The organism is Microbaculum mangrovi (assembly GCF_051390635.1).
Classification (GTDB): Bacteria; Pseudomonadota; Alphaproteobacteria; order Rhizobiales; family Tepidamorphaceae; genus Microbaculum.
In genome coordinates, this window is the sequence record NZ_JBPODT010000002.1 from 756,956 (window position 1) to 781,004 (window position 24,049).

General features: G+C 65.4%; 21 protein-coding genes. 15 read left to right on the forward strand and 6 right to left on the reverse strand.

All coding sequences use genetic code 11. The features are described 5' to 3' along the window. The first annotated feature begins 7 nt into the window (after positions 1 to 7). The 6 genes from ACSF9G_RS10015 to otnC all read left to right on the forward strand — a co-directional run bounded on the left by ACSF9G_RS10015 (position 8) and on the right by otnC (position 6,918). Entirely contained in the window at positions 8 to 502 is a 495-nt protein-coding gene (locus ACSF9G_RS10015) for a hypothetical protein (RefSeq protein ID WP_436641079.1), read from the forward strand. Continuing rightward, complete coding sequence (locus ACSF9G_RS10020; RefSeq protein ID WP_436641081.1) at positions 499 to 1,719, forward strand: LL-diaminopimelate aminotransferase; 1,221 nt, start codon at positions 499 to 501, stop codon at positions 1,717 to 1,719. Before ACSF9G_RS10015 ends, ACSF9G_RS10020 begins: the two co-directional genes overlap by 4 nt. Positions 1,720 to 1,773: 54 nt before the next feature. Then, complete coding sequence (locus ACSF9G_RS10025; RefSeq protein WP_436641083.1) at positions 1,774 to 3,078, forward strand: homoserine dehydrogenase; 1,305 nt, start codon at positions 1,774 to 1,776, stop codon at positions 3,076 to 3,078. 137 nt (positions 3,079 to 3,215) lie between these two features. Beyond that, positions 3,216 to 4,184, forward strand: a complete 969-nt coding sequence (gene glpX / locus ACSF9G_RS10030) for a class II fructose-bisphosphatase (protein ID WP_436642106.1) — start codon at positions 3,216 to 3,218, stop codon at positions 4,182 to 4,184. Positions 4,185 to 4,361: 177 nt separating this feature from the next. Continuing rightward, the gene (gene recJ, locus ACSF9G_RS10035; RefSeq protein WP_436641085.1) at positions 4,362 to 6,212 is read left to right on the forward strand and encodes a single-stranded-DNA-specific exonuclease RecJ; all 1,851 of its coding nucleotides are present in this window, start codon (positions 4,362 to 4,364) and stop codon (positions 6,210 to 6,212) included. A 70-nt stretch (positions 6,213 to 6,282) separates the two neighbouring features. Next, positions 6,283 to 6,918, forward strand: coding sequence for a 3-oxo-tetronate 4-phosphate decarboxylase (gene otnC / locus ACSF9G_RS10040; RefSeq protein ID WP_436641087.1), 636 nt, complete (start codon positions 6,283 to 6,285; stop codon positions 6,916 to 6,918). Positions 6,919 to 6,923: 5 nt separating this feature from the next. On the opposite strand, the gene ACSF9G_RS10045 is transcribed toward otnC, so the two are convergent. From ACSF9G_RS10045 to ACSF9G_RS10060, 4 genes are read right to left on the reverse strand one after another with little or no spacing between them, the layout of a single operon-like run. Then, complete coding sequence (locus ACSF9G_RS10045) at positions 6,924 to 7,994, reverse strand: transketolase family protein (RefSeq protein ID WP_436641089.1); 1,071 nt, start codon at positions 7,992 to 7,994, stop codon at positions 6,924 to 6,926. A 14-nt stretch (positions 7,995 to 8,008) separates the two neighbouring features. Then, positions 8,009 to 8,650 carry a hypothetical protein gene (locus ACSF9G_RS10050; RefSeq protein WP_436641091.1) on the reverse strand — a complete coding sequence of 214 codons (642 nt, stop codon included), beginning with the start codon at positions 8,648 to 8,650 and terminating at the stop codon, positions 8,009 to 8,011. Further along, entirely contained in the window at positions 8,647 to 9,501 is an 855-nt protein-coding gene (locus ACSF9G_RS10055) for a transketolase (RefSeq protein WP_436641093.1), read from the reverse strand. Before ACSF9G_RS10055 ends, ACSF9G_RS10050 begins: the two co-directional genes overlap by 4 nt. A 47-nt stretch (positions 9,502 to 9,548) precedes the next feature. Then, the gene (locus ACSF9G_RS10060; RefSeq protein WP_436641095.1) at positions 9,549 to 10,301 is read right to left on the reverse strand and encodes an SDR family NAD(P)-dependent oxidoreductase; all 753 of its coding nucleotides are present in this window, start codon (positions 10,299 to 10,301) and stop codon (positions 9,549 to 9,551) included. Between the two features lie 179 nt (positions 10,302 to 10,480). Between ACSF9G_RS10060 and ACSF9G_RS10065 the strand changes: the two genes are divergently transcribed. From ACSF9G_RS10065 to ACSF9G_RS10100, 8 genes are all read left to right on the forward strand, one after another. Further along, positions 10,481 to 12,268, forward strand: a complete 1,788-nt coding sequence (locus ACSF9G_RS10065) for an IlvD/Edd family dehydratase (protein WP_436641097.1) — start codon at positions 10,481 to 10,483, stop codon at positions 12,266 to 12,268. Positions 12,269 to 12,602: 334 nt separating this feature from the next. Beyond that, entirely contained in the window at positions 12,603 to 13,679 is a 1,077-nt protein-coding gene (locus ACSF9G_RS10070; protein WP_436641099.1) for an ABC transporter ATP-binding protein, read from the forward strand. A gap of 68 nt (positions 13,680 to 13,747) precedes the next feature. Continuing rightward, the gene (locus tag ACSF9G_RS10075) at positions 13,748 to 15,064 is read left to right on the forward strand and encodes an ABC transporter substrate-binding protein (protein ID WP_436641101.1); all 1,317 of its coding nucleotides are present in this window, start codon (positions 13,748 to 13,750) and stop codon (positions 15,062 to 15,064) included. Between the two features lie 55 nt (positions 15,065 to 15,119). Continuing rightward, positions 15,120 to 16,070 carry a carbohydrate ABC transporter permease gene (locus ACSF9G_RS10080; protein ID WP_436641103.1) on the forward strand — a complete coding sequence of 317 codons (951 nt, stop codon included), beginning with the start codon at positions 15,120 to 15,122 and terminating at the stop codon, positions 16,068 to 16,070. A gap of 94 nt (positions 16,071 to 16,164) precedes the next feature. Continuing rightward, positions 16,165 to 17,025: a carbohydrate ABC transporter permease gene (locus ACSF9G_RS10085; protein WP_436642108.1), complete on the forward strand. Its 861-nt coding sequence runs from the start codon at positions 16,165 to 16,167 to the stop codon at positions 17,023 to 17,025. Positions 17,026 to 17,070: 45 nt separating this feature from the next. Beyond that, positions 17,071 to 17,961 carry an NAD(P)-dependent oxidoreductase gene (locus ACSF9G_RS10090; protein ID WP_436641105.1) on the forward strand — a complete coding sequence of 297 codons (891 nt, stop codon included), beginning with the start codon at positions 17,071 to 17,073 and terminating at the stop codon, positions 17,959 to 17,961. A 50-nt stretch (positions 17,962 to 18,011) separates the two neighbouring features. After that, positions 18,012 to 19,679, forward strand: coding sequence for an NAD-dependent malic enzyme (locus ACSF9G_RS10095; protein ID WP_436641107.1), 1,668 nt, complete (start codon positions 18,012 to 18,014; stop codon positions 19,677 to 19,679). A 56-nt stretch (positions 19,680 to 19,735) separates the two neighbouring features. Then, positions 19,736 to 20,629: an NAD(P)-dependent oxidoreductase gene (locus ACSF9G_RS10100; RefSeq protein ID WP_436641109.1), complete on the forward strand. Its 894-nt coding sequence runs from the start codon at positions 19,736 to 19,738 to the stop codon at positions 20,627 to 20,629. An 84-nt stretch (positions 20,630 to 20,713) separates the two neighbouring features. Here the strand turns inward: ACSF9G_RS10100 and ACSF9G_RS10105 are convergent, their stop codons facing one another. Together ACSF9G_RS10105 and otnK are read right to left on the reverse strand one after the other, a co-directional pair. Next, the gene (locus ACSF9G_RS10105; RefSeq protein WP_261616673.1) at positions 20,714 to 21,463 is read right to left on the reverse strand and encodes an SDR family NAD(P)-dependent oxidoreductase; all 750 of its coding nucleotides are present in this window, start codon (positions 21,461 to 21,463) and stop codon (positions 20,714 to 20,716) included. A gap of 16 nt (positions 21,464 to 21,479) precedes the next feature. Then, positions 21,480 to 22,745, reverse strand: coding sequence for a 3-oxo-tetronate kinase (gene otnK / locus ACSF9G_RS10110; protein ID WP_436641112.1), 1,266 nt, complete (start codon positions 22,743 to 22,745; stop codon positions 21,480 to 21,482). Positions 22,746 to 22,945: 200 nt separating this feature from the next. Here otnK and ACSF9G_RS10115 point away from each other — a divergent pair, with 200 nt between their 5' ends. After that, entirely contained in the window at positions 22,946 to 24,049 is a 1,104-nt protein-coding gene (locus ACSF9G_RS10115; RefSeq protein WP_436641114.1) for an isocitrate/isopropylmalate dehydrogenase family protein, read from the forward strand.

Genomic DNA, 24,049 nt, shown 5'->3' on the forward strand with positions numbered 1-24,049 from the left:
GCGGGTCATGAAAACAACAGCCTATGCGGGCCGAGCGGGGCCCCTGCTGCGTGCCGGCCCTCGGTTGCGTGCTGGCCCCCTGCTGCTTGCCGGTATCGCGGTGCTGGCCCTGACCGGCTGCGAGAACGGGCCCGACCTGGATCGGCTGGCGCCGACGATGCCGAAGCTGACCGCCGAGGTGCCGGAGAGCGCGCATCCGGAATCGAAGAACGGCCAGTACCCAAACATCAACAATGCGCCGGACCGTCCGTCGGTGATGCATTCGGAGTCGGAGCTGAAGGAGATCGAAAAGTCTCTTGAGGCGGACGGCGGCGCGCATGTTAAAGATGCCGTGAGCGAAATCACCGGAGAGCCGCCGAAGAAAGGCAGTAAGGACAAGGGCGATAAGGCCGGCAAGAAGCCAGCCGCCGAAAAGTCGACCGACACGTCCCCCGGCACTTCGGACGCCGGTTCAGGCAGCAAACCGCTTTCGCTGACACCGCCCCCGGATGATCCATCATGAGCGAATTTCACAAGACCAAGCGACTGCCGCCCTATGTCTTCGAGCAGGTCAACCGGCTGAAGGCGACCGCCCGCGGCGCCGGCGCCGATATCATCGATCTCGGCATGGGCAATCCCGATCTGCCGACGCCCAGGCACATCGTCGACAAGCTGGTCGAGACCGTGACGCGGCCCGACACGCACGGCTATTCCACCTCGAAGGGGATACCGGGCCTTCGTCGCGCGCAGGCCGGCTACTACGAGCGCCGCTTCGGCGTGAAGCTCGATCCCGACACCCAGGTCGTCGCCACGATCGGCTCCAAGGAGGGCTTCGCCAACATCGCCCAGGCGATCACCGCGCCGGGCGACGTCGTTCTGGTCCCCAACCCGACCTATCCGATCCACCAGTTCGGCTTCATCATTTCCGGCGGCGTCATCCGCCAGCTCCCGGCCAAACCCGACGAGGACTTCCTGCGGGCCATGGATCGCGCCGTCGCCCATTCGGTGCCGAAGCCGCTCGCCGTGGTGTTGAACTACCCCGCCAATCCGACGGGGTACTGCGCCGATCTCGATTTCTACAGGGAAGTCGTCGATTTCGCGCGCAAGCACGAGCTGTTCATCCTCTCCGACATCGCCTACGCCGAGATCTATTTCGGCGACACGCCGCCCCCCTCGGTACTGGAGATCCCCGGTGCGATCGACCTGACGGTGGAGTTCACCTCGCTGTCGAAAACCTATTCGATGCCGGGCTGGCGGGTCGGTTTCGCGGTTGGCAACGAGCGCCTCCTGGCGGCGCTTGCCCGGGTCAAGTCCTATCTCGACTACGGCGCCTTCACCCCGGTCCAGGTCGCGGCCACGGCCGCGCTCAACGGGCCGGATTCCGTGATCGAGGAGATTCGCGCCGTCTACAGGCACCGCCGCGACGTCATGGTCGAGTCCTTCGGCCGTGCCGGCTGGCTGGTTCCGGTCCCTGAGGCGACGATGTTCGCGTGGGCGCCGATCCCCGAGAAATTCCGGGAAGTCGGTTCGCTCGAGTTCGCCAAATTGCTGGTGGAGAAGGCGGAAGTCGCGGTCTCCCCGGGCATCGGCTTCGGCGAGGACGGAGAGGGCTTCGTGCGCATCGCGCTGGTCGAGAACGAGCAACGTATACGCCAGGCCGCCCGCAATATCCGCCGCTTTCTTGCCACGGCGGACGAAACCATGCACAACGTCGTCGCGCTCGGGGGGCAGCGCGGCTGACTTGCTGCCGCTTCCTTCCGGATTTCAGTCAACTGGACTTCAAGACGAGGGGTTATGAGCCAGGCGTTGCGTATCGGGCTCGCCGGCCTGGGAACCGTCGGCGCGGCGGTTTTCCGGCTGCTTTCACAGAAAGCCGAGCATGTCGCTGTCCGCGCCGGCAGGCCGGTGCAGGTCGTTGGCGTCTGCGCCCGCGATCGCGGCCGTGATCGCGGCATCGATCTGTCCGGCGTCGCCTGGTATGACGACCCGTCCGCGCTGGCGGCAGCCGAGGATGTCGACTGTTTCGTCGAGCTGATGGGGGGCGACGGCGATCCGGCCCGTGCGGCCGTGCGCGCGGCGCTGACCGCTGGCAAGCCCGTCGTGACCGCCAACAAGGCGCTTCTGGCCGCCCACGGCGTCGATCTTGCCCAGCTTGCCGAGGCGAACGGCACCACGATCGGCTATGAAGCGGCCGTCGCGGGCGGGATTCCGATTATCAAGACACTGCGTGAAGCCGTTGCCGGTAATAAGGTTTCGCGCGTCTATGGCATTCTCAACGGCACCTGCAACTACATCCTGACGCGGATGGAGGACGAGGGCCTGTCGTTTGCCGACTGCCTCGCCGAGGCGCAGCGGCTCGGCTATGCCGAAGCCGACCCGACCTTCGACGTCGAGGGCCACGATTCGGCGCACAAGCTCGCGATCCTGTCGGCGCTTGCGTTCGGCACGAAGATCGATACGGAGTCGATCCATCTCGAGGGGATCTCCGCGATCACCCTGGAAGACCTGGAAGCGGCCGAAGAGCTGGGCTTCCGCATCAAGTTGCTCGGCGTTGCCCGGCGCACCGATACCGGTATCGAGCAGCGCGTGACGCCCACCATGGTGCCGAAATCCTCGGCCATGGCGGGAATCCACGGCGTTCTCAACGCCGTGGCGGTCGATGGCGACGAAGTCGGCGAGATCATGCTGGTTGGTCCCGGCGCTGGAAGCACCGCCACGGCCTCGGCGGTTGCTGGGGACATCGTGGATATCGCCCGCGGTGGTATTCACTCGTCCGTTTTCGGTATTCCGGCGACCGAGCTGGTTGACTATAAGCCGGCTCGAATGCGCGCTCACGAGGGCGGTTACTACATCCGGCTTGCCGTCTACGACAGGCCGGGGGCCTTCGCGGCGATTGCCAAGCGGATGGCCGAGCAGTCGATCTCGCTGGAAAGCATCATGCAGAAGGAGAAACGCGACGCGCACGACACCAAGGCTCGGCGCGCCGTGTTGATCACGCACGAAACGACGGAAATACAGGTCAGGAAGGCACTCGAAGCGATTATCGACGACGGGCAGATCGAAGATCAGCCGCAAATGATCCGCATCGAGATGCCCTGACGTTCGAGGGACGCTAGGCAGGCAAGGACGAAATGGCAAAGACCACCACGAAAACCGCGAATCCGAAGACCGCCGCATCGACGGCCGCGAAACCGAAGGGCACGAAGGCGACGACCGCCGGGAAGAAGGCCGGCGAGATGGGCGGTGCGCTCGACCGCATTCTGACGCTCGAGATCGTTCGCGTCACCGAACGCGCCGCCGTGGCGGCGGCACGGATGCGCGGACGTGGCGACGAGAAGGCCGCGGATCAGGCCGCCGTCGACGCCATGCGTCGTGAGCTGAACCACCTGCCGATCCAAGGCACCGTCGTGATCGGCGAAGGCGAGCGCGACGAAGCGCCGATGCTCTACATCGGCGAAGAAGTGGGCACCAAGTCCGGACCGGTCGTCGACATTGCTCTCGATCCGCTCGAGGGTACGACGATCTGCGCCAAGGATCTGCCGAACTCGCTCGCCGTTGTGGCTTTCGCCGAAGGCGGCAGCCTGCTCAACGCGCCCGACGTCTACATGGACAAGATTGCCATCGGGCCGGGCTATCCGGCCGGCGTCGTCTCCCTCGACGCGTCGCCCGCCGAGAACATAGCGGCCTTGGCCAAGGCCAAGGGCGTACCCATCGGCGAGATCACGGCCTGCATCCTCGACCGTCCGCGCCACGCCGCGATCATCGGGGACGTTCGCGCGTGCGGCGCCGGCATCCGGCTGATCGGCGACGGCGATATCGCCGGCGTCATCCACACGACCGACCCCGACGAAACCGGGATCGACATCTACATGGGGGTCGGTGGCGCGCCCGAGGGCGTGCTGGCGGCCGCTGCGCTGCGCTGCATCGGCGGCCAGATGGAAGGCCGGCTGATCCTCGACACCGAGGAGAAGCGGGCCCGCGCCCGCAAGATGGGCATCGACAAGCCCAATCGGGTCTACCAGATGGAAGAGATGGCCCGCGGCGACGTCCTGTTCGCCGCCACCGGCGTCACCGACGGCAATCTGCTGTCGGGCGTGCGGTTCGGCAAGAAATCGATTACGACCGAAACCGTGGTGATGCGGTCTTCCACGCAGACCGTGCGCTGGATCAAGGCCGAGCATCGCACGCTGTCGAAGTTCGGGTGAGCCCTGTTCGTTGATCCGCTCATTCCCGCGAAAGCGGGAAGCGGGTTGCGTCTCGTAGATGCGGAAAGCGGTCCCCGCTTTCGCGGGAACCAGCGGAGGAGGCTTACTCCGAAAGGTGACGGTTCCCGCCGGGCGGACTAGGCTCGGGACGACTCGACGGATTCTCTGGAGGTTGAGGTGATCGGCGCGGCCGCACCGACGGCGAAGCAGAAGCCTTCCGAAATCGATGCCGACGCTCCCCGAACCGTCCTCGGCGTCGAGTGCTCCGCCACGTCGCGGCGCTGGGTCGACCGTCTCGGCCGGGCCGAACATCAGACCGCGCTGGCGATCGCCCAGCAGCACGACATTCCGGAGATCGTCGCCCGTGTCGTCGCCGGACGCGGCGTCGGACCCGACGACCTCCACTCCTATCTCGATCCGAGCCTGCGCGATCTTCTGCCGGATCCGTCCAGCCTTGCCGGCATGGATGCGGCCGCCGAACGGTTGGCCGATGCCGTGCAGGCAGGCGAAAAAGTCGCGATATTCGGCGACTATGACGTCGACGGGGCGACATCGGCGGCCCTATTGGCTCGTTTTCTGCGCGAAAACGGTATCCAGCCGTCGATCCACATCCCGGACCGGATCACCGAAGGCTACGGCCCGAACGCCCCGGCGATCACCGCCCTGAAGGACGCCGGCGCCTCCCTGCTGGTCACCGTCGACTGCGGTTCCACCAGCCACGAGGCGCTGGCGCACGCGAAGGCGCTCGGCCTCGATACGGTGGTGATCGATCATCATCAGATCGGCGTCGACCTGCCCCCGGCGGTTTCCGTGGTCAATCCTAACCGCCAGGACGATCTCAGCGGGCAGGGCCATCTCGCCGCGGTCGGTGTCGTGTTCCTGACGCTCGTCGCGGTGAACCGCGTCCTGCGTCAGCGCGGCTGGTATGCGCGCAGGCGCGAGCCGGAGCTTCTCGCCTGGCTCGATCTCGTCGCGCTCGGCACCGTCGCCGACGTGGTGCCGCTCGTCGGCCTCAACCGCGCCTACGTTCGCAAGGGCCTGATCGCGCTACGGAGCCGGAGGAGCCTCGGTCTGAGCGCGCTCGCCGACGCCGCCCGGCTGGGCGAGGCGCCCGACACATACCATCTGGGCTTCCTCCTGGGGCCGCGCATCAATGCCGGCGGGCGCATCGGCGATGCCGCCCTCGGCGTGCGCCTCCTGCTGTCCACGGATCCCGACGAGGCGGCCACGATCGCCGCCAATCTCGACCGGCTCAATCGCGAGCGCCAGGAGATCGAGGCGGCGATCGTCGCCGAGGCCATGGCCATGGTCGAGGCGGACCCGGACGCCGAGGCGAAGGCGCTCACCCTGGTGCATTCTCACGAGGACTGGCACCCCGGCGTCGTCGGTCTCGTCGCGGCGCGGCTGAAGGAGCGTTTTTCCAGGCCCGCGATCGCCATCGCCTTCGGGCCGGACGGCACCGGCACCGGGTCGGCCCGGTCCATCGCCGGCGTCGATATCGGCGCCGCCGTCCGCGCGGCGGTGGAGGAGGGGCTGGCGATCAAGGGTGGCGGTCACGCCATGGCGGCCGGTCTCACCGTCGAACGCGACCGCGTCGAGGCGCTGACGGCCTTTCTCGATTCGCGCCTGGCGCGATCCGTCGGAGAAGCCGACGTCAGCCGACTCGAAGTCGACGCTTTGCTGACGGCCGGCGGGGCCACGGTCGACCTCCTCAAGGCGCTGGAGGATGCCGGTCCGTACGGCTCCGGCAACCCGCAGCCGGTCTTCGTCTTCCCCGCCCACCGCCTGTCCTTCGCCGATGCGACAGAGCAGGGTCACGTCCGCTGTACCTTCGCGTCACCGGACGGCGGACGGCTGAAAGCCATTGCCTTCCGGGCCGTCGGCAGCCCGCTTGGCGACGCGCTTCTGTCGGGGCGGCAGGATACGCTGCATGCCGCAGGCACCCTGCGGATCGACCGCTGGGGCGGCCGCGAGACGGTGCAGCTGCACCTGCGCGACGTTGCCGTTCCTACCCGCGACAAAGGTTGAATCGGACTATGAGCAACCCGCCCCAAGCGACTCTTCCGATTCCGGAATCGGCTTGCCGGAAGGCAGTCCGGTGAAGGAGGAAGCCCGGGCCCGCGAGGCACTCGTCGCGACCGGTCGCTCCCTGTTCACGCGCGGTCTCACCTTCGGTTCGACCGGAAATCTCAGCGTCCGCCTGTCGGATGGGTCGTGGGTGATGACGCCCACAAACGCCTCTCTCGGCGACCTCGATCCCGCGCGCCTGTCGCGGCTCGACGCCAACGGACTGCATGTTTCCGGCGACAAGCCGACCAAGGAAGCCTTCCTGCACGTCGCCATGTACCGCGAGCGCCCTGACTCTCGGGCCGTGGTGCACCTGCATTCGACCCATTCGGTGGCCGTCAGCGCGCTCGCCGATATCGATCCGGAAGACGTGCTGCCGCCGATCACGGCTTATTACGTCATGCGGGTGGGGCGATTGCCGCTGGTGCCGTACTTTCCGCCCGGCGACCATGGTCTTGCCGACGCGGTCGGCAAGCTCGCCTCGAGGCACCATGCCGTGCTGCTCGCCAATCACGGGCCCGTCGTCGCCGGCACCAGCCTGGAGGCGGCGACCTGCGCCACCGAGGAACTCGAGGAAACGGCAAAGCTGTTCCTGATGCTGCAGGGCATGGCGGTGCGGACTTTGACGCCCGAACAGGTGGCCGAGCTCAGGAAACGGTTCGGATAGGGCTCTCAGCCCCTGAGCGCGGTGCGCACCGTGCTGGCGACGCCGGGCCCATCGAGGCCGTAATGGGCGTAGAGATGCGTTGGCGGCCCGAGGATGGCGTACTGGTCGGGCATGCCGACCTTGTAGAGTTTCGCCCCAAGCCCTTCTTCCGCAACGACTTCCGCGATCGCCGCGCCGAACCCGCCGGTGACGTTGTGCTCTTCCGCGGAGACCAGGACGCCGTGCTCTGAGGCCGCCTTGCGGATCGCCTCGCGGTCGATCGGACGGATCGAGTACATGTCGACGACGGTAATCTCGATGCCTTCGTCCGCGAGGGTGTCGGCGGCGTCGAGGGCGGCCTTCACCAGATTGCCGATGGCGAAGACGGTGGCGTGCCTGCCCTCGCGCAGGGTGTTGGAGCCGCCGATCCTGAATTCGAATGCCGTGTCGTAGACGACCGCCTCGCGGCCGCGCCCGACCCGGAAATAGATCGGCTCGGGATGGCGGATCAGACCCTTGAGCGCCGCGGAAAGCGCGGTGCCGTCGCAGGGGGCCATGAGATTGAGACCGGCCATCGTGCGAAGCGCGCCGATATCCTCGCAGCAATGATGAGAGGTGCCGTAGAAGCCCATGGTGATGCCGGAATGGGTGCCGACCATCTTCACCGGCAGGCCCGGATAGCAGATGTCGTTGCGAATATTCTCGACGCCCATCAGCGCGAGGAAGAACGAGTAATTGGAAATGACCGGCAGGTAGCCGACCGTCGCCAATCCTGCGGCCGCGCCGATCATGTTGCGCTCGGCAATGCCGAAATTGAAGTAGCGGTCGGGAAAGCGGCGCCCGAAGGTTTCCACCTGTGTCGGCCGGCCGAGATCGGCGGTGCACACGACGATGTCGTCCATGCCCGCATCGGCCAGGTCCACCAGGGTCTTGCCGGTGGTGAGCTGGCGCGACAGGCCGAGCGAGACGATCATGTCCCAGGACCGCTCGTCAAATTCGTCAGTAACGGTGGAATCGGTGAGGTCGAGCCCGGACTTGAGCTCGCGGGTCATGTAGGGGACGGCCGGTGTTGCCGGTTTGGCAGGCTCGTCAGCCATAGTCGCTGTCCCCTCTACTCCTCCAGGATCCAGTCGGCGTCGTAGACGCGAACGCGGGTCCGCTCCCCGTTTTCCCAGACCTCGGTCTTGAGATAGAGCACCATGTTGAGGGTGTCGGACCACAGCTTTTCCTGCCGGAACTCAAGGCCCAGGTCCGGCCATTTTGTCACCGCCTCGACGGTCTTCACGTTGTAGATGCAGAGGAATTCCCGGTCCTCGCCGGAATCGAGCCTCTTGGTGCCGGCGCCGCTGATCCGCCACCAGCGTTCGACGCGGCTCGACTTGCCGTTCTCGGGGATCATCATGCCACCGACGGTGGCGTTGCCCTCCGCGCTGATGGGGAAGAACGACGCCGGATCGATATCGTAGGAATAGATCGTGCGGCCCTTGCCGCCGATCGTCGCAAGCGTAAATAGGCCGCGATAGAGTTCCTGCCCGTTCAGCGTGTTGCCGCGATTGTCGAGATGGCGGACATAGGTGACGTCGTCGACGATCTTGTCGACCTTGAACATCTCGTCGGTAGTCAGATGCAGGGTGTAGCCGTCATCGACCTTGCCGGCGACGGGGCACTGCTGGGCCTGCGCGCCTGCCATGGCGACAAGCGCGAGGCAGCCCGCCAAAATCGCTCCGACAAACCCGCGCCGAAGAGCATTCATCCGATATCTCCCGCCTCGATTTCCGCGTAGGCCCGCTCGAGATCCTTCGGCCCCAGAAAGCCCAGATGCCACTGCCATGTGCCTTCCATGAACGACACGCCCTTGCCGGCGACGGTATAGGCGAGAACGCAGCGCGGCTTGTCGCCCGGCCCGTTCAGCGCCCGGTTGAGCGCGTCCTGCACCTGTTCGAGGTCATGGCCATCCTCTAGCACAATCACATCCCATCCGAAGGCGCGCCACTTGTCCACCAGCGGCTCGGTCGCCATCGTCGCCTGTGGATCACCGTCGGACCCGGCACCATTGATATCGACGATTCCGATCAGATTGGACAGGTCCCAATGAGCGCCGGAAATCGCGGCTTCCCAGATTTGTCCCTCGGTCTGCTCGCCGTCGCCCATCATGCAGATGACGCGGCCGGGCGAGCCCTTGCGTTTCAGCCCGAGTGCCATCCCGACCGAAACCGACAGGTTGTGCCCGATGGACCCGGAGGAAAAATCCGCTCCGGGCACCTTCTTGACGTCAGGGTGGTCGCCGAGAGGAGAGTGCAGGCGCGTGTAGGAATCGAGCCAGTTTTGCGGGAAGAAACCGAGATCGGCGAGGACGGGATAGAGACCGATCGCCGCGTGTCCCTTGCCGAGCAGAAAGCGGTCGCGGTCGTCCCATTTGGGATCGTCCGGCCTCACGTGCATGAACTGGTAGTAGAGCGCGGCGACCAGTTCGGCCATCGAGAACGACGAACCATAGTGACCCGAGCCGCAGATGTCGGTGAGCCGCACGGTTTCTCGGCGGATCAGCCGGGCCTTTTCCTTGAGGTCTTCGCTGGTGACGTTCTTGAGTGCGCGCGACGGCATGGCGGTTGTGAAGCCTCAGATGGCTGTGGCGGATATACGCTTCGTTATCAGTGGATATGGCTCCCGCCGTTCACGTCGATCTCGCTTCCCGTTACGTAGGACGACAGATCCGAGGCGAGAAACAGAGCGCACCCTGCCACTTCCGCGGCCGTGCCCGCCCGGCCCATCGGCACCGCGGAGACGATCCGCTCGATGATCTCGTCGGTCCGCATGCTGCCCAGAATATCCGTGTCGATGAAGGACGGACAGATGGCGTTGACGCGAATGTTGTCCGGTGCCAGTTCGCGGGCGATCGCCTTGGTGAGGCCGAGGACGCCGGCCTTCGACGCCGAGTAATGGGAACCGCCGAAGACGCCGCCGCCACGCTGGGCCGAAACCGAGGACAGATTGACGATCGAGCCGGTCTTGCGTTCGCGCATGTGCGGGATGACCGCCTGGCACATCTGGAAGGTGCCGCGAAGATTGATGTCGAGGACGCGGTCATATTCCGCCTTGTCGATCTCCGTGACGCGCTTGGGCGAGGTAACACCGGCGTTGTTGACGAGGACGTCGATATGTCCGAACCGCTTCAGCGCGCGGTCCACGGCCTTTTCGCAGTCGCGCATCTTCACGACATCGCATTTCATGCCGAAATGCCCACGCCCTTTGAGGCCGCGGGCGGCGTCCCGGACCATTTCCGTGTCGAGATCGAGGACGGCGACCTTGGCGCCGTTTTCGGCGAACAGGCGCGCCGTCGCCAGCCCCAGACCGCGCGGCGAGGCCGCGCCGGTAATGACAGCCGTTCGGCCTTTCAGAAGCATTCCAGCCCCTCCCGGCGGCGCGCGCCTTTGGTCGATCCGTCACATTTACGTATACACAGTCGGCGGCATAAGATTCAACGCATCGTGTTCGCGGCACCGCCGCATGCACCATGCTGCGCTAGGGAGTTGGCGTGGAATGGACTATGTAAGTCCGAAAACGTGTCGGGAGGAATGCTATCGTGTCTCGTAAGGGTCTGCTGCGCAGCCAGCTCTGGTTTGACAACCCGGACAACCCGGGAATGACCGCGCTCTATCTAGAGCGCTATCTCAATTTCGGCCTGACACGCGAGGAGTTGCAGTCCGGCAAGCCGATCATCGGCATCGCCCAGACCGGGTCCGACCTGTCACCCTGCAATAGGCATCATCTGGACCTCGCCCACCGGGTCCGTGAGGGTATCCGCGCGGCCGGCGGGATTTGCTTCGAGTTCCCGGTGCATCCGATCCAGGAGACGGGCAAGCGGCCGACCGCCGCGCTCGACCGCAATCTCGCCTATCTGGGACTCGTCGAGCTCCTGTATGGCTATCCGATCGACGGCGTCGTGCTGACGACCGGGTGCGACAAGACCACGCCGGCCTGCCTGATGGCGGCCGCGACCGTCAACATTCCCGCGATCGTTCTGTCGGGCGGTCCGATGCTGAACGGTTGGTGGAAGGGCGAGCGCACCGGCTCCGGCACGGCCGTCTGGAACGCGCGCGCCGACCATGCCGCCGGCAAGATCGACTACGCCGAGTTCATGGACATCGTCGCCTCTTCGGCGCCGTCCGTCGGCCACTGCAACACCATGGGCACGGCGACCACCATGAATTCGCTCGCCGAGGCGCTCGGCATGAGCCTTCCCGGCTGCGCCGCCATTCCCGGCCCCTATCGCGAGCGCGCCCAGATCGCCTACGAGACCGGCATCCGCGCCGTCCAGATGGTCGAGGAGGACCTGAAGCCCTCCGACATCATGACACGCGAGGCCTTCGAGAACGTCATCGTCGCGAACTCGGCGATCGGCGGCTCGACCAACGCGCCGATCCATATCAACGCGATCGCCCGCCACATCGGCGTCGACCTCGACAACGACGACTGGGAGAGGATCGGCTACGAGGTGCCGCTGCTGGTCAACCTGCAGCCTGCCGGCAAGTATCTCGGCGAGGAATTCCATCGGGCGGGCGGTGTGCCGGCGGTGATCGGCGAGTTGATGCGGCATGGCCTCATTCGCGAGAATGCGCTGACCGTCAACGGCAGGACCATCGGCGATAACTGCCGTGGCCGCGAAGCCGGAGACGCTGACGTCATCCGCAACTTCGACACAGCTCTGGTGCGCAACGCCGGCTTCCTCAACCTCAAGGGAAACCTGTTCGATTCCGCCATCATGAAGACAAGCGTGATCTCGGACTCGTTCAGGCAGCGCTACCTGTCGAAACCGGGCGATCCGAACGCGTTCGAGGGCAGGGCGGTCGTCTTCGAAGGACCGGAGGACTACCACCACCGCATCAACGATCCGGATCTGAAGATCGACGAGAACACCATGCTGTTCATCCGCGGCGCCGGGCCCGTCGGCTACCCTGGCGGCGCCGAGGTGGTGAACATGCAGCCGCCGGACGAGCTGATCAAAATGGGCGTGCGCGAGCTGCCCTGCGTCGGCGACGGTCGCCAGTCGGGGACGTCGGGCTCGCCTTCGATCCTGAACGCCAGCCCGGAGGCAGCCGCCGGCGGTGGTCTCGCGCTGCTCAGGACCGGCGACAGCGTGCGCATCGATCTCAACAAGCGCACCGCCGACATCCTGATCTCCGAGGAAGAACTCGCCGAACGGCGCAAGGAACTGGAGGCCACCGGCGGCTTCCGCTATCCCGACCACCAGACGCCCTGGCAGGAGATCCAGCGCGGCATGGTTGCCCAATTCGACGAGGGCATGGTTCTGAAGCCGGCGGTGAAGTACCAGCGTGTCGCCGAGAAGGGCGTGGCGCGAGACAATCACTGAACGACGCGGTTCTGCGGTCTGCGAACCGGGGCATTCCAAACGGGATGCTCCGGTTTTTTGTTGTGAAATGTCGGGTCTGAACGAAGGGCCGCCGCCGAAGATAATGTGTTCGCGGGCGTATTCGCTCGCCCGTGCATGCGCGATGGCCGACGGCAATCGCATCTTGCATTTGTACGATAAAAGAGGCTTGAATAGACGCCAGTGAATGCAGAGAAGTATACGTAGAAGGCGCCGATATGCGCTGAGTGATTGATCCGGGCGGCAGATCCGGAGGGGAAACGAACCAAGAAACAAAAAGGCGGCAAAGACCGCCCGAGGGGAGGAAACGAAGGACATGGCGCCTGTCGGCATCCGTGACGTGCGCAAGGCATTCGGCCTGACCGAGGTCATACACGGCGTTTCCATCGATATCGACGACGGCGCGTTCGTGGTGCTGGTCGGTCCTTCCGGATGCGGCAAATCCACCCTGTTGCGCATGATCGCTGGTCTCGAGGAGATCACGTCGGGCGAGATCTCGATCAGCGGCCGCGTGGTCAACCGCGTTCCCCCGAAGGAGCGCGACATCGCCATGGTGTTCCAGAACTACGCGCTCTATCCGCACATGAAGGTATCGGAGAACATGTCGTTCTCGCTTCGCCTGGCGAAGGTCGACGCCGACACGATCCGGGACAAGGTCGAGGAAGCCGCAAAGATCCTCAACCTTACGGAATACCTCGACCGCTATCCCCGCCAGCTCTCCGGCGGCCAGCGCCAGCGCGTCGCCATGGGCCGCGCCATCGTCCGCGACCCGCAGGTGTTCCTGTTCGACGAGCCTCTGTCGAACCTCGACGCCAAGCTGCGCGTTCAGATGCGCACCGAGATCAAGGAACTGCACCAGCGCCTGAACTCGACCTCGATCTACGTTACCCACGACCAGATCGAGGCGATGACCATGGCCGACCACATCGTCGTCATGCGCGATGGCATCGTCGAGCAGATCGGCGCGCCGCTCGATCTCTACGACCATCCGGTCAACACCTTCGTGGCCGGCTTCATCGGCTCGCCGGCGATGAACTTCATCAACGGCCGCGTCGACAGCCTCGATGGTCGCCCCGTCGTCCGTGTCGACGATGCCACGGTGCTGCCGCTGCCCGCTTCGGTAACGGCGCAGGCGGGGACCACGGTCACCTACGGCACCCGACCCGAGCATCTGACGCTCACAGCCAACGGCTCCGGCCTTGACGTGGAGGTCTCGGTCGTCGAGCCGACCGGCGCCGAGACCCTGGTGGTGACGCGCATCGCTGGACAGGAATTGCTTGCCTCCTTCAAGGAGCGCCACGACCTGAAGCCGGGCCAGCGGATCAGGCTGATGCCCGATCTCGACACCGTCCATCTGTTCAACGTGGAGACCGGACAGCGGCTTCCCGTTTGACGAAACCCCCGCGCCGCAACGACGGAACGGGAGGCTTGGAGATGAAAGCCAGAACCGGGAGGAAATTGATGTCCATGAAAAGCAAGTTCAGACTGCTTGGGGGCGGCGTTGCCCTCGCCGGACTGCTCGTCGCCGGGACGCTTGCCGGGTCGAGCCCGGCGCTCGCCGCCTGCGAGCTTCAGTTCAAGCCCGAAGACGGCGCCGAGCTGACGCTGCTTCGCTGGAAACGCTTCATCCAGGCCGAAGAAGACGCCTTCATGAAGATCGTCGAGAACTTCCAGAAGGACTGCGGGATTACCGTCAACGTGCAGAACGAGTCCCTCGACGATGTTCAGCCCAAGGCGTCGGTCGCGGCCAACGTGAACCAGGGCCCGGACATGGTCTGGGGCCTCTATTCGTTGCCGCACCTGTTCCCCGACAAGCTCGTCGACGTGACCGACCTGGCCGACTATCTGGCCGGAAAATACGGCCCGTGGGTGCCCTCGGCGGTGAAGTATGGCACGAAGGCCGGCACCAGCGAGTGGATCGACATCCCGATCGCCTACAACGGCAATTACATCAACTATCGCATCTCGGCGGTCGAGAAGGCCGGCTTCAAGGAGCCGCCGAAGACGACGGCTGAGTTCATGGAGCTGGCGAAGGCGCTGAAGGAGCAGGGCACCCCGCTCGGCATGGCGCTCGGCCACGCGACGGGCGACGGCAACGCCTGGGTGCACTGGGCGCTGTGGTCCTTCGGCGGTTCGTTGGTCGACGAGAACGACGAGGTGATCATCAACTCGCCGGAGACCAAGGCCGCGGTCGAGTACGTCAAGGAGCTCTACGGCTATATGGCCCCGGGCGTCGCCGCGTGGAACGACTCCAATAACAACAAGGCGTTCATGTCCGGCGAGGTCAGCATGACCAACAACGGCCCGTCGATCTATCCGGCGGCCAAGAAGGACGCGCCCGAAATCGCGGCCGACATGAACCATGCCAAATGGCCGGTCGGCCCGGTCGGCAAGCCGACCGAATTCCACATCGCCTACCCGATGATGATCTTCAAGTATTCGAAATACCCGAATGCCGCGAAGGGCTTTATCGAATACCTGTTCCAGCCGGCGCAGTACGACATGTGGCTGCAGGCCGCCGTCGCCTATCTGACGCCTCCGCTGGAGAAGTATGAGGCGAACTCCGTCTTCACCGATGATCCAAAGCTGACGGTGTTCCGCGACGCGGCCCGGGACACGCTGACGGCCGGCTACGAAGGCTCCGTCGGCGAGAAGGCCGCCTCGGCCCTCGCCGAGTTCATCGTGCTCGACATGTTCGCCAACGCGGCGACGGGCAACATGAGCGTGGATGACGCCATCGCCCAGGCCGAGCGCCAGGCGAAGCGTATCTACCGCTGACGAGTCGTGCGGGCCGGGCACCAGGCCCGGCCCGTTTCTCACCGGGAGGAACGGCATGGCGGATGCCGCAATAGGAACGAGGACGATACCGGCCGAACCGTCGGCCTGGTCCCGGTTGAAAACCAACCGCGACTGGCTCGGCGCCTGGTTCATGCTGCCGACCGCCGCCTTCCTGTTCCTGTTCCTCGCCTATCCGCTCGGCCTCGGCGTCTGGCTGTCGATGACGGATGCGCGCATCGGCCGCGAGGGTATTTTCGTCGGCTTCGAGAACTTCACCTGGCTCTACGACGACCCGGTGTTCTGGCTGGCGGTGTTCAACACGCTGCTCTACACGGCGGTCGCAAGCGTCTTCAAATTCGCCATCGGCCTCTATCTGGCGATCCTGCTGAACCACCACCTGCCGTTCAAGGCGTTCCTGCGGGCGATCGTGCTCCTGCCGTTCATCGTGCCGACCGTCCTGTCGGCCATCGCCTTCTGGTGGATGTACGACCCGCAGTTCTCGATCATCTCCTGGACGCTCAAGGAGCTGGGACTGATCACCACCAACATCAACTTTCTCGGCGATCCGTGGAACGCCCGCTGGTCGGTCATCTTCGCCAATATCTGGCGCGGCGTGCCGTTCGTGGCGATCACGTTGCTCGCCGGCCTGCAGACGGTGCCACCGTCGCTCTATGAGGCGGCGACCATCGACGGGGCGAACCGCTGGCAGATGTTCCGCCACATCACCTATCCGATGCTGACCCCGATCATCGCCGTGGTGATGACCTTCTCGGTGCTGTTCACCTTCACCGATTTCCAACTCATCTGGGCGATCACCCGTGGCGGGCCGGTCAACGCCACCCACCTGATGGCCACGCTCAGCTACCAGCGTGCCATCCTCGGCGGTTATCTCGGCGAGGGCGCGGCGATCTCGACGGCGATGATCCCGTTCCTGCTCGCCGCGATCATGCTGTCCTGGTTCGGCCTGCAGCGGCGCAAGTGGCAGCAGGGAGAGGCCGATGACTGAGACCGCCGTCTCCAAGCGCCCGACAGAACCGATGTCCGATGGCGGCGCGGTTTCCCGCTGGCGCGACCGCCGCCGCCTGCGCAAGGCGGAGGAGATGAGCCAGACCGGCATGGACTACCTGATGTCGACCCCGCGAAAGGTCGTCACCATCTACGTGCCGCTCGCCATCATCGTGTTCGTCTTGCTGTTCCCGTTCTACTGGATGTTCATCACGTCCATCAAACCGAACGAGCAACTCGTCAATCTCGACGTGGTGAACCCGTACTGGGTCGTCGCGCCGACGCTTGAGCATATCTGGGAGCTCCTGTTCGAGACGCCGTATCTGAGCTGGATGTGGAACACGATGATGATCGCGCTGGTCGCCACCTTCCTGTCGATCGTCGCAAGCGTTCTGGCGGCGTACGCGATCGTGCGGCTGCGCTACAAGGGGGCGCAGTGGATCGGCGGGGCGATCTTCCTCGCCTATCTGGTGCCGCCCTCGATCCTGTTCATTCCGCTGTCGCTGATCGTCGTGAAGTACGGACTGTGGGATACGCCGTGGGCGTTGATCCTGACCTATCCGACGATCCTGATCCCATTCTCGACCTGGCTGCTGATGGGCTACTTCAAGTCGATCCCGTTCGAGCTTGAGGAATGTGCCCTGATCGATGGCGCGAGCCGCTGGCAGATCCTGACCAAGATCGTTCTGCCGCTCGCCGTGCCCGGTCTCATCTCGGCGGGCATCTTTGCCTTCACTCTGTGCTGGAACGAGTTCATCTACGCGCTGACCTTCATCTCGACCCCGGAGAAGAAGACCGTTCCGGTCGCCATCATCTCCGAGTTCGTCGACGGGGACATCTATCGCTGGGGATCGCTGATGGCGGGCGCGCTGCTCGGCTCGGTGCCGGTCGCGATCGTCTACATGTTCTTCGTCAACTACTACGTCTCGGCGATGACCGGCGCGGTGAAGGAATAGCGCCGACTTCCGCTCCTACCTCCACGCAACACGGGAAAGCATCCAATGAACATCGGTTTCGTCGGTCTGGGCGCGATGGGCCTGCCGATGGCCAGGAACCTTGTCGCCGCCGGCCACGTGGTCGCCGGGTGTGACGTCAGGCGCGAACCGGTCGACGCGCTGGCCGCTGCCGGCGGCCGCGCGGCGGCGACCCCGGCGGATGCCGCGCGCGACGCCGACGTGCTGATCCTCATGGTCGTCAACGCGGACCAGGCGGAGGCCGTCCTGTTCGGCGAGGGCGGGGCCGCGTCCGGCCTGAAACGGGGCGCCGTTGTCGTCGCCTCCTGCACGCAGCCCGCAGCGTGCGCCAAGTCCCTTGCCGCACGGCTGGACGAGCTGGGCGTGCTCTTGCTCGACGCGCCGGTATCCGGCGGCGTGGTCGGGGCAGAGCAGGGGACGCTGTCGATCATGGTGTCGGGGCCGGACGCCGCCTTCGACAAGGCCGGGCCCGTGTTCGACGTTCTCGGCAAGGCGGTCTGGCGCATGGGGGCGGAACCCGGCCTCGGGTCGATGATGAAGACCGTCAACCAGCTCATGTGCGGTGCCCATATTGCGGTCGCCGCGGAAGCGATGAGCCTTGCCGCCCGCGCCGGTCTCGATCCGAGGCTCGCCCAGGACGTGCTGATGGCCGGCGCGGCGGCGAGCTGGATGCTGGGGAACCGCGGCCCGCGCATGCTGCAATCCGATCCGCCGATCACCAGCGCGGTCGACATCTTCGTCAAGGATCTCGACATCGTGCTCGATGCTGGCCGCGACCTGAAGGCGGCGCTGCCGCTTGCCGCCGCCGCCCACCAGATGTTTCTCGGCGCGTCGGGGATGGGTGCCGGGTCGGAAGACGATTCCCAGGTTCTTAAAGCCTACGAAAACCTGAGCGGGATAAAGGTGCCTCGGGATTGATCGCGGGACAGCCTGATTATGGTCGGACCGTCGGGCATACGGAGAGCACCATGAGATCCGGGAAATCGCATCGAGGCACGGAAAAGCGCGGCGTCGACCGCATCGAGGATCCGTTCCTCAACAAGGGAACGGCCTTCTCCGAGGCGGAACGGCGCGAATGGGGCCTCCTCGGGCTGCTGCCGCCGCACATCGAAACGCTCGAGGAGCAGGCCGAGCGTGCCTACGAGGCGTTCTCCTCGAAGGACAGCCCGATCGAGAAGCACATCTTCCTGCGCCAGCTCCAGGACGAGAACGAGACGCTGTTCTATCGCCTGCTTCTGGAGCATGTCGAAGAGATGATGCCGGTCGTCTATACGCCGGTGGTCGGCGAGGCTTGCCAGAAATTCAGCCACATCTATCGGCGTCCGCGCGGTCTGTTCCTGTCCTATCCGCACCGCGATGTCCTGGGCGACATCCTCGCTGAGATAGACCGCGACATCGACGTCATCGTCGTCACCGACGGCGAGCGCATCCTGGGGCTCGGCGACCAGGGCGCCGGCGGCATGGGCATACCGATCGGCAAGCTGTCGCTCTACACCCTGTGCGGCGGCATCCATCCGTCCCGCACGCTGCCGATTCTGCTTGATCTGGGCACCAATAACCAGGAGCGCCTGGAGGACCCGCGCTACATCGGCTGGCGCCACGAGCGCATCAAGGGCGCCGACTATGACGATTTCGTCGACCGTTTCGTCCTGGCGGTGAAGGCGCGCTTCCCGAACGTGCTGCTGCAATGGGAGGACTTCGCCTCCGTCGATGCCGAGCGCATCCTCGCGCGCTACCGCAACGACCTGTGCACCTTCAACGACGACATCCAGGGCACGGCCGCCGTCACCACCGGGACGATCCTGGCGGCGATCGCGGCGGCCGGTGGCAAGCTCGAGGACCAGCGTTTCGGCATGCTGGGTGCCGGCTCGGCCGGCATAGGCATCACCAGGCAATTGATCGGCGCCCTGAAGAACAAGGGCGTCAGCGAGGAAGACGCGATTGCGCGCTTCTTCATCATGGATATCAACGGCCTGCTGCACGACGCCCGCGAGGACCTCGATGCGGTCCGCAGGCCGCTCGCCCAGAAGGCCGAAGCTGTGAAGGAGTGGGGCACGGACCTCACCCAGGCGATCGGCCTTGCCGACGTCGTCCGGCACGCCAGGCCGACCGTACTGGTCGGTGCGACCGGGCAGGCCGGCGCCTTTACCGAGGACGTGGTGCGCGAAATGGCCAGCTATGCGGAACGGCCCGTGATCTTTCCGCTGTCCAATCCCACCTCGCGCGCCGAGGCGACGCCGGCCGACCTGATGGCCTGGACAGACGGCAAGGCGGTGGTCGCCACCGGCAGCCCGTTCGCTCCTGTCGTGCACGAGGGGGAGACGCACGTGATCGCCCAGTGCAACAACAGCTACGTCTTCCCGGCCATGGGGCTCGGCATCATCGCCGTCGGGGCCCGGCGCGTCACCGACACCATGTTCATGGCGGCCGCCGAGGCCCTGATGGAAGTGTCGCCAGCGCTGAGCGATCCGCACGGCCCTCTGCTGCCCCCGCTGAAGGACATCCGCACGGTGTCGCGCCACATCGCTGTCGCCGTCGCGAGGCAGGCGCAGCAGGACGGCGTTGCCGATCCGATGACACCGGAGAAACTCGAACAGGCCATCGACCAAACCATGTGGACGCCTGCCTACGACTGACGGGCGGCCCGGCCGATGGCGCGCATCTGAACGGAGAACCGACAGGGAGACGAGCTATGGGCGACAAACGTATCGGGTTCATCGGCGTTGGCCTCATGGGCCACGGCATGGCCAGCAACATCGTCGAGAAGGGATGGCCGCTCACCGTGATGGGCCACCGCAACCGCGCGCCGGTCGAGGACCTTGTGAGCCGCGGCGCATTGGAGGCGAAGACGCCCCGGGAAATGGCCGAGGCGTCCGATATCCTGTTCCTGTGCGTGACCGGCAGCCCGCAGATCGAGGATCTGATGCGCCGCTCCGACGGTATCCTGGCCGGAGCGCATGACGGCCTGATCGTCGTCGACACCTCCACGGCGATCCCGGATTCCACCATCGCCCTTGCCGCCGAACTGGAATCCAAGGGCGCGGCCATGGCCGACGCGCCGCTGGGCGGCACACCCGCACAGGCCGAGGCGGGCGAGCTATCGGCGATGGTCGGTGCCAGCCCGGAGGTATTCGCCGCGATCGAGCCTGTGCTCCAAGCCTGGGCGGCCAAGGTCGTCCATCTCGGACCCGTGGGCGACGGCCACAAGATGAAGCTGCTCAATAACTTCCTGTCGCTCGGCTACGGGGCGCTCTATGCAGAGGCGCTTGCCGTCGCCCGCAAGGTCGGCATCAGTGCCCAGACCTTCGACAGCGTCATTCGCGGCAGCCGCATGGATTGCGGTTTCTACCAGACCTTCATCCAGTATTCGCTGACCGGCGACCGCGATGTCCACAAGTTCACGCTCTCGAACGCGCACAAGGACCTGCGCTACCTCGCCGCGATGGCCAATGAGGCCGTCATCGCCAACCACATCGGCGCGGCGGCGAAGAACACGTATGCCTATGCCGAGGCGATCGGCCGAGGCGAGGACTATGTGCCGTTCCTAGCCGAGATCATCGCCGAGGCGAACGGGGTGAAAACCTAGCCGAAGCCGCGTTCGCCATCCCGCGTTGCGGTCGCCCCCGATCGCAGCCGCGAACGCGAGAGCGATAATGCGCGCCGGCTGGCGTCAGTAGGTCGCCCGGCCGCCGGATATGTCGAGAACCGCGCCGGTTGTGAACGAGCATTCCGCCGACGCTGCGAAGGCGGCGAGCGCCGCGATCTCGTCGACCATGACGAAGCGGCGGCGCGGGATCTTCGACAGCATGTAGCCGATGTGCTCTTCGCTCATCTGGTCGAAGATCGGCGTCTTGGCGGCGGCCGGCGTTATGCAGTTGACCGAGATGTCGTATTCGGCGAGTTCCTTGCCGAGCGACTTGGTGAGCGCGATCACGCCCGCCTTGGACGCCGAATAGGCCGAGGCGCTCGGGTTGCCCTCCTTGCCCGCGACCGACGCGATGTTGACGATGCGCCCGTAGTTGTTGCGGATCATTGCCGGGACGATCGCCCGGCAGCAGTGAAAGGTGCCGGTCAGGTTGATCGCCATGATCTGGTTCCAGTCCGCGACGGGATAGTCCCAGGTCAGCGCGTTCGGTCCCGCGATACCGGCATTGTTCACCAGGATATCGATCTGGCCCTCTGTCTCGAGCACGTTGTCGCGGGCGGCCTCCACCGCGTGGATATCGGTGATCTCGGCGTCCATCCCGCGCGCCTGCGCGCCGATGGACTCGGCCGTCTTCTGCGCGCCAATGCCGTCGCGATCCCAGATCACTACCCTGGCGCCGGACTCGGCGAAGCGCCGGGCGATCGCTTCGCCGATGCCCTGCCGCCCTCCGGTCACCACCGCGACCTTGCCGTCGAGATCGATCCTGTTGGTCATGTGCGTTTCCTTGTTTTCAGTTGAGCCTTTGCCAGGCCTTGATGAAGAAGTCCTCGGCACCGAAGTTACCCGACTTCAGCGCCAGAACCATGTCGTCGGTTCCGATCGCGCGAGTCCACGGTACGCCCGGGTCTATCTGCGGGCCGATTTCGAGCATGGCCACGCCGAGCCCGCTGACGACGGCGCCCGACGTTTCGCCGCCGGCAACGATCAGCCTTGTGAATCCGTTCGTGCGAAGGCCGGTGGCGACCTCCGCCAGCGTTCGTTCGATGATGTTGCCGGCAATCTCTCGGCCGAGCGCCTCCTGTGCCTCGCGGACGGCGTCGGGCTCGTCGCTCGAATAAACCAGGACAGGGGCCTCGGCGGGCTGCCGAAGTGCCCAGGACAGGATCGTCGCGGCGCTCTGGCTTCCCTGGGCTAGGTCCTGCGGCGCGATGCGGAGCGCGGGAATGCCAGCCTCTATCGCAGCGCGTACCTGGCCGCGCGTCGCTTGTGAACAGCTCCCGGCGAGGATCGCCGCGCGGCCCGTTGGTGCGGCCATCCGCGCCGGCGGTTCGGTTGGAGAAAATGTTCCCTTGGCGGCGAAGTTCTGCGGCAGGCCGAGGGCGATCCCGGACCCGCCGGTGATCAGCGCGAAGTCTTTTGCAGCCGCGCCGATCTCGATGAGATGCCGATCCGTAATGGCGTCGACGACGAGGATCTTCTCGCCGCGCTTCCTGGCCTCGGCGAACGCCGAAGCAATCGCCTCGCGTCCCGCGTCGACGGCGGGGAAGGGCACCAGCCCGACCTTCAATGTCGTCTGCCGTCGCAGGACACGCACGAGATTGGAATCGCGCATCGGCGTCAGCGGATGGTCGCGCATCGAGCTTTCGGCGAGCGGAACGTCGCCGACGAACAGGTTGCCCATATAAATGGTGCGGGCATTGGTCGGAAAGGCCGGACAGGCGAGCGTCAGGTCCGCGCCCGTGACCTCCATCAAGGCTTCGCAGACCGGTCCGATATTGCCCTGGTCGGTGGAGTCGAAGGTCGAGCAGTACTTGAAGAACAGCTGGCGGCAACCTGCCGCTCGAAGCGCCTTGGCGCTGGTGAGTGACATTTCGATCGCCCCGGCAGCGGGAATGGTACGTGACTTCAGCGCGACGACCACGGCGTCATAGTGGGCGAGCGATGCCGGGTCGTCCGGAACCCCGATGACCTGGATCGTGCGCATTCCGCCGGCCGTCAGCATCAAAGCCAGATCCGTCGCGCCGGTCAGGTCGTCGGCGACAGCGCCAATGAGCATCGTTCCCCCGTTTGCGTTTCGGGCCTTGCGTCGTACCTCGCGATTGCCCGACTGTCGCAATGCGTATACATCAAAGAATACGTTGTGTGCGACGTCCAAGAGCAGTCACGTGCCGGATATAGCACGCCTTGAGTTCATCCGAAGACCGGACCCGGCGCGGGAGTCGCAACAGGGGGCGGCACGAAGGCAAGGCATTGGTCATGAGTACGACGCGCGAGTTCCGCATAGCCGTGTTTCCCGGAGACGGGATCGGTCTCGAGATCACCGAGCCCTGTATGGCCGTCGTCGATGCCGCTGTCTCCCGCGTCGGCGGCATTCGCCTCGCGTACGAGATACTGCCCGCCGGGGCCGGCACCTATCAGCAGTTCGGCACGGCCTTGCCGGATGCATCGATTGAGGCGGCCCGCGCCGCCGACGCTATCCTTCTTGCCGCGGCGGGCCTGCCCGACATCCGCTATCCCGACGGCACCGAGATAGCCCCCCAGATCGAGCTTCGCTCGATCCTCGATCTTTATGCGGGCGTCAGACCGGTCCGCTCGATCCCCGGTGTGCCGTCGCCGCTTGCCGATCCGCGCGGATCGCAGCTCGATTTCATCGTCGTCCGCGAGTCGACCGAAGGCCTGTTCGTCTCCCACCGCAAGGGAACCGTCCGGGACGACAGCGAGGCGGAAGACCGCCTGCTTATTACCCGAAACGGGACAGAACGGGTCGTCGACGCGGCGATGCGCATCGCCGAGACGCGGATGGCCGGAGGCGGCAGGGGGCATGTGTCCTGCGTCGACAAGGCCAATGTGTTCGCCTCCTACGCCTTCTTCCGAAAGATCTTCGACGAGCGCGTCGCGCTGCATCCGCGGCTGACCGTCGACCACGTCTACATCGATGCCTCGACCCTCGATTTCGTCGGCCGGCCTTGGCGCTTCGACGTCATCGTCACCGAGAACATGTTCGGCGACATCTTGTCGGATCTCGGCGCCGGCCTGATCGGCGGAATGGGCTTTGCGCCCTCGGCGGATATTGGCGACCGCTATGCCGTGTTCCAGCCCTGCCACGGCACGGCGCCCGACATAGCGGGGCAGGGCAGGGCAAATCCGACGGCGATGTTCCTGTCGGGCGCGATGATGCTGGAATGGCTTGCCGAGCAACATGATGAGCCGAACGCCGCGACCGCGGCCGCGACTATCCGCGCGGCGGTCGACGAAACGTTCGCGAACGGAATGAGGACCTGGGAGATCGGCGGACAATCGGGGGTGCGCGAGGTGACGGACGCTGTCCTGTCGCGCATCAAGGAGGTGGCGCCGGCGTAG

Bases quoted from the DNA above. Each gene is read 5' to 3' on its own strand.
- ACSF9G_RS10050 (WP_436641091.1), bottom strand. From the start codon at position 8,650: ATGAATGCTCTTCGGCGCGGGTTTGTCGGAGCGATTTTGGCGGGCTGC.
- otnK (WP_436641112.1), bottom strand. From the start codon at position 22,745: ATGCTCATTGGCGCTGTCGCCGACGACCTGACCGGCGCGACGGATCTG.
- ACSF9G_RS10025 (WP_436641083.1), top strand. From the start codon at position 1,774: ATGAGCCAGGCGTTGCGTATCGGGCTCGCCGGCCTGGGAACCGTCGGC.
- ACSF9G_RS10115 (WP_436641114.1), top strand. From the start codon at position 22,946: ATGAGTACGACGCGCGAGTTCCGCATAGCCGTGTTTCCCGGAGACGGG.
- ACSF9G_RS10080 (WP_436641103.1), top strand. From the start codon at position 15,120: ATGGCGGATGCCGCAATAGGAACGAGGACGATACCGGCCGAACCGTCG.
- ACSF9G_RS10060 (WP_436641095.1), bottom strand. From the start codon at position 10,301: ATGCTTCTGAAAGGCCGAACGGCTGTCATTACCGGCGCGGCCTCGCCG.
- ACSF9G_RS10020 (WP_436641081.1), top strand. From the start codon at position 499: ATGAGCGAATTTCACAAGACCAAGCGACTGCCGCCCTATGTCTTCGAG.
- glpX (WP_436642106.1), top strand. From the start codon at position 3,216: ATGGGCGGTGCGCTCGACCGCATTCTGACGCTCGAGATCGTTCGCGTC.
- ACSF9G_RS10070 (WP_436641099.1), top strand. From the start codon at position 12,603: ATGGCGCCTGTCGGCATCCGTGACGTGCGCAAGGCATTCGGCCTGACC.
- ACSF9G_RS10100 (WP_436641109.1), top strand. From the start codon at position 19,736: ATGGGCGACAAACGTATCGGGTTCATCGGCGTTGGCCTCATGGGCCAC.
- ACSF9G_RS10085 (WP_436642108.1), top strand. From the start codon at position 16,165: ATGAGCCAGACCGGCATGGACTACCTGATGTCGACCCCGCGAAAGGTC.
- ACSF9G_RS10095 (WP_436641107.1), top strand. From the start codon at position 18,012: ATGAGATCCGGGAAATCGCATCGAGGCACGGAAAAGCGCGGCGTCGAC.
- ACSF9G_RS10045 (WP_436641089.1), bottom strand. From the start codon at position 7,994: ATGGCTGACGAGCCTGCCAAACCGGCAACACCGGCCGTCCCCTACATG.
- ACSF9G_RS10075 (WP_436641101.1), top strand. From the start codon at position 13,748: ATGTCCATGAAAAGCAAGTTCAGACTGCTTGGGGGCGGCGTTGCCCTC.
- ACSF9G_RS10015 (WP_436641079.1), top strand. From the start codon at position 8: ATGAAAACAACAGCCTATGCGGGCCGAGCGGGGCCCCTGCTGCGTGCC.
- ACSF9G_RS10105 (WP_261616673.1), bottom strand. From the start codon at position 21,463: ATGACCAACAGGATCGATCTCGACGGCAAGGTCGCGGTGGTGACCGGA.
- ACSF9G_RS10055 (WP_436641093.1), bottom strand. From the start codon at position 9,501: ATGCCGTCGCGCGCACTCAAGAACGTCACCAGCGAAGACCTCAAGGAA.
- ACSF9G_RS10090 (WP_436641105.1), top strand. From the start codon at position 17,071: ATGAACATCGGTTTCGTCGGTCTGGGCGCGATGGGCCTGCCGATGGCC.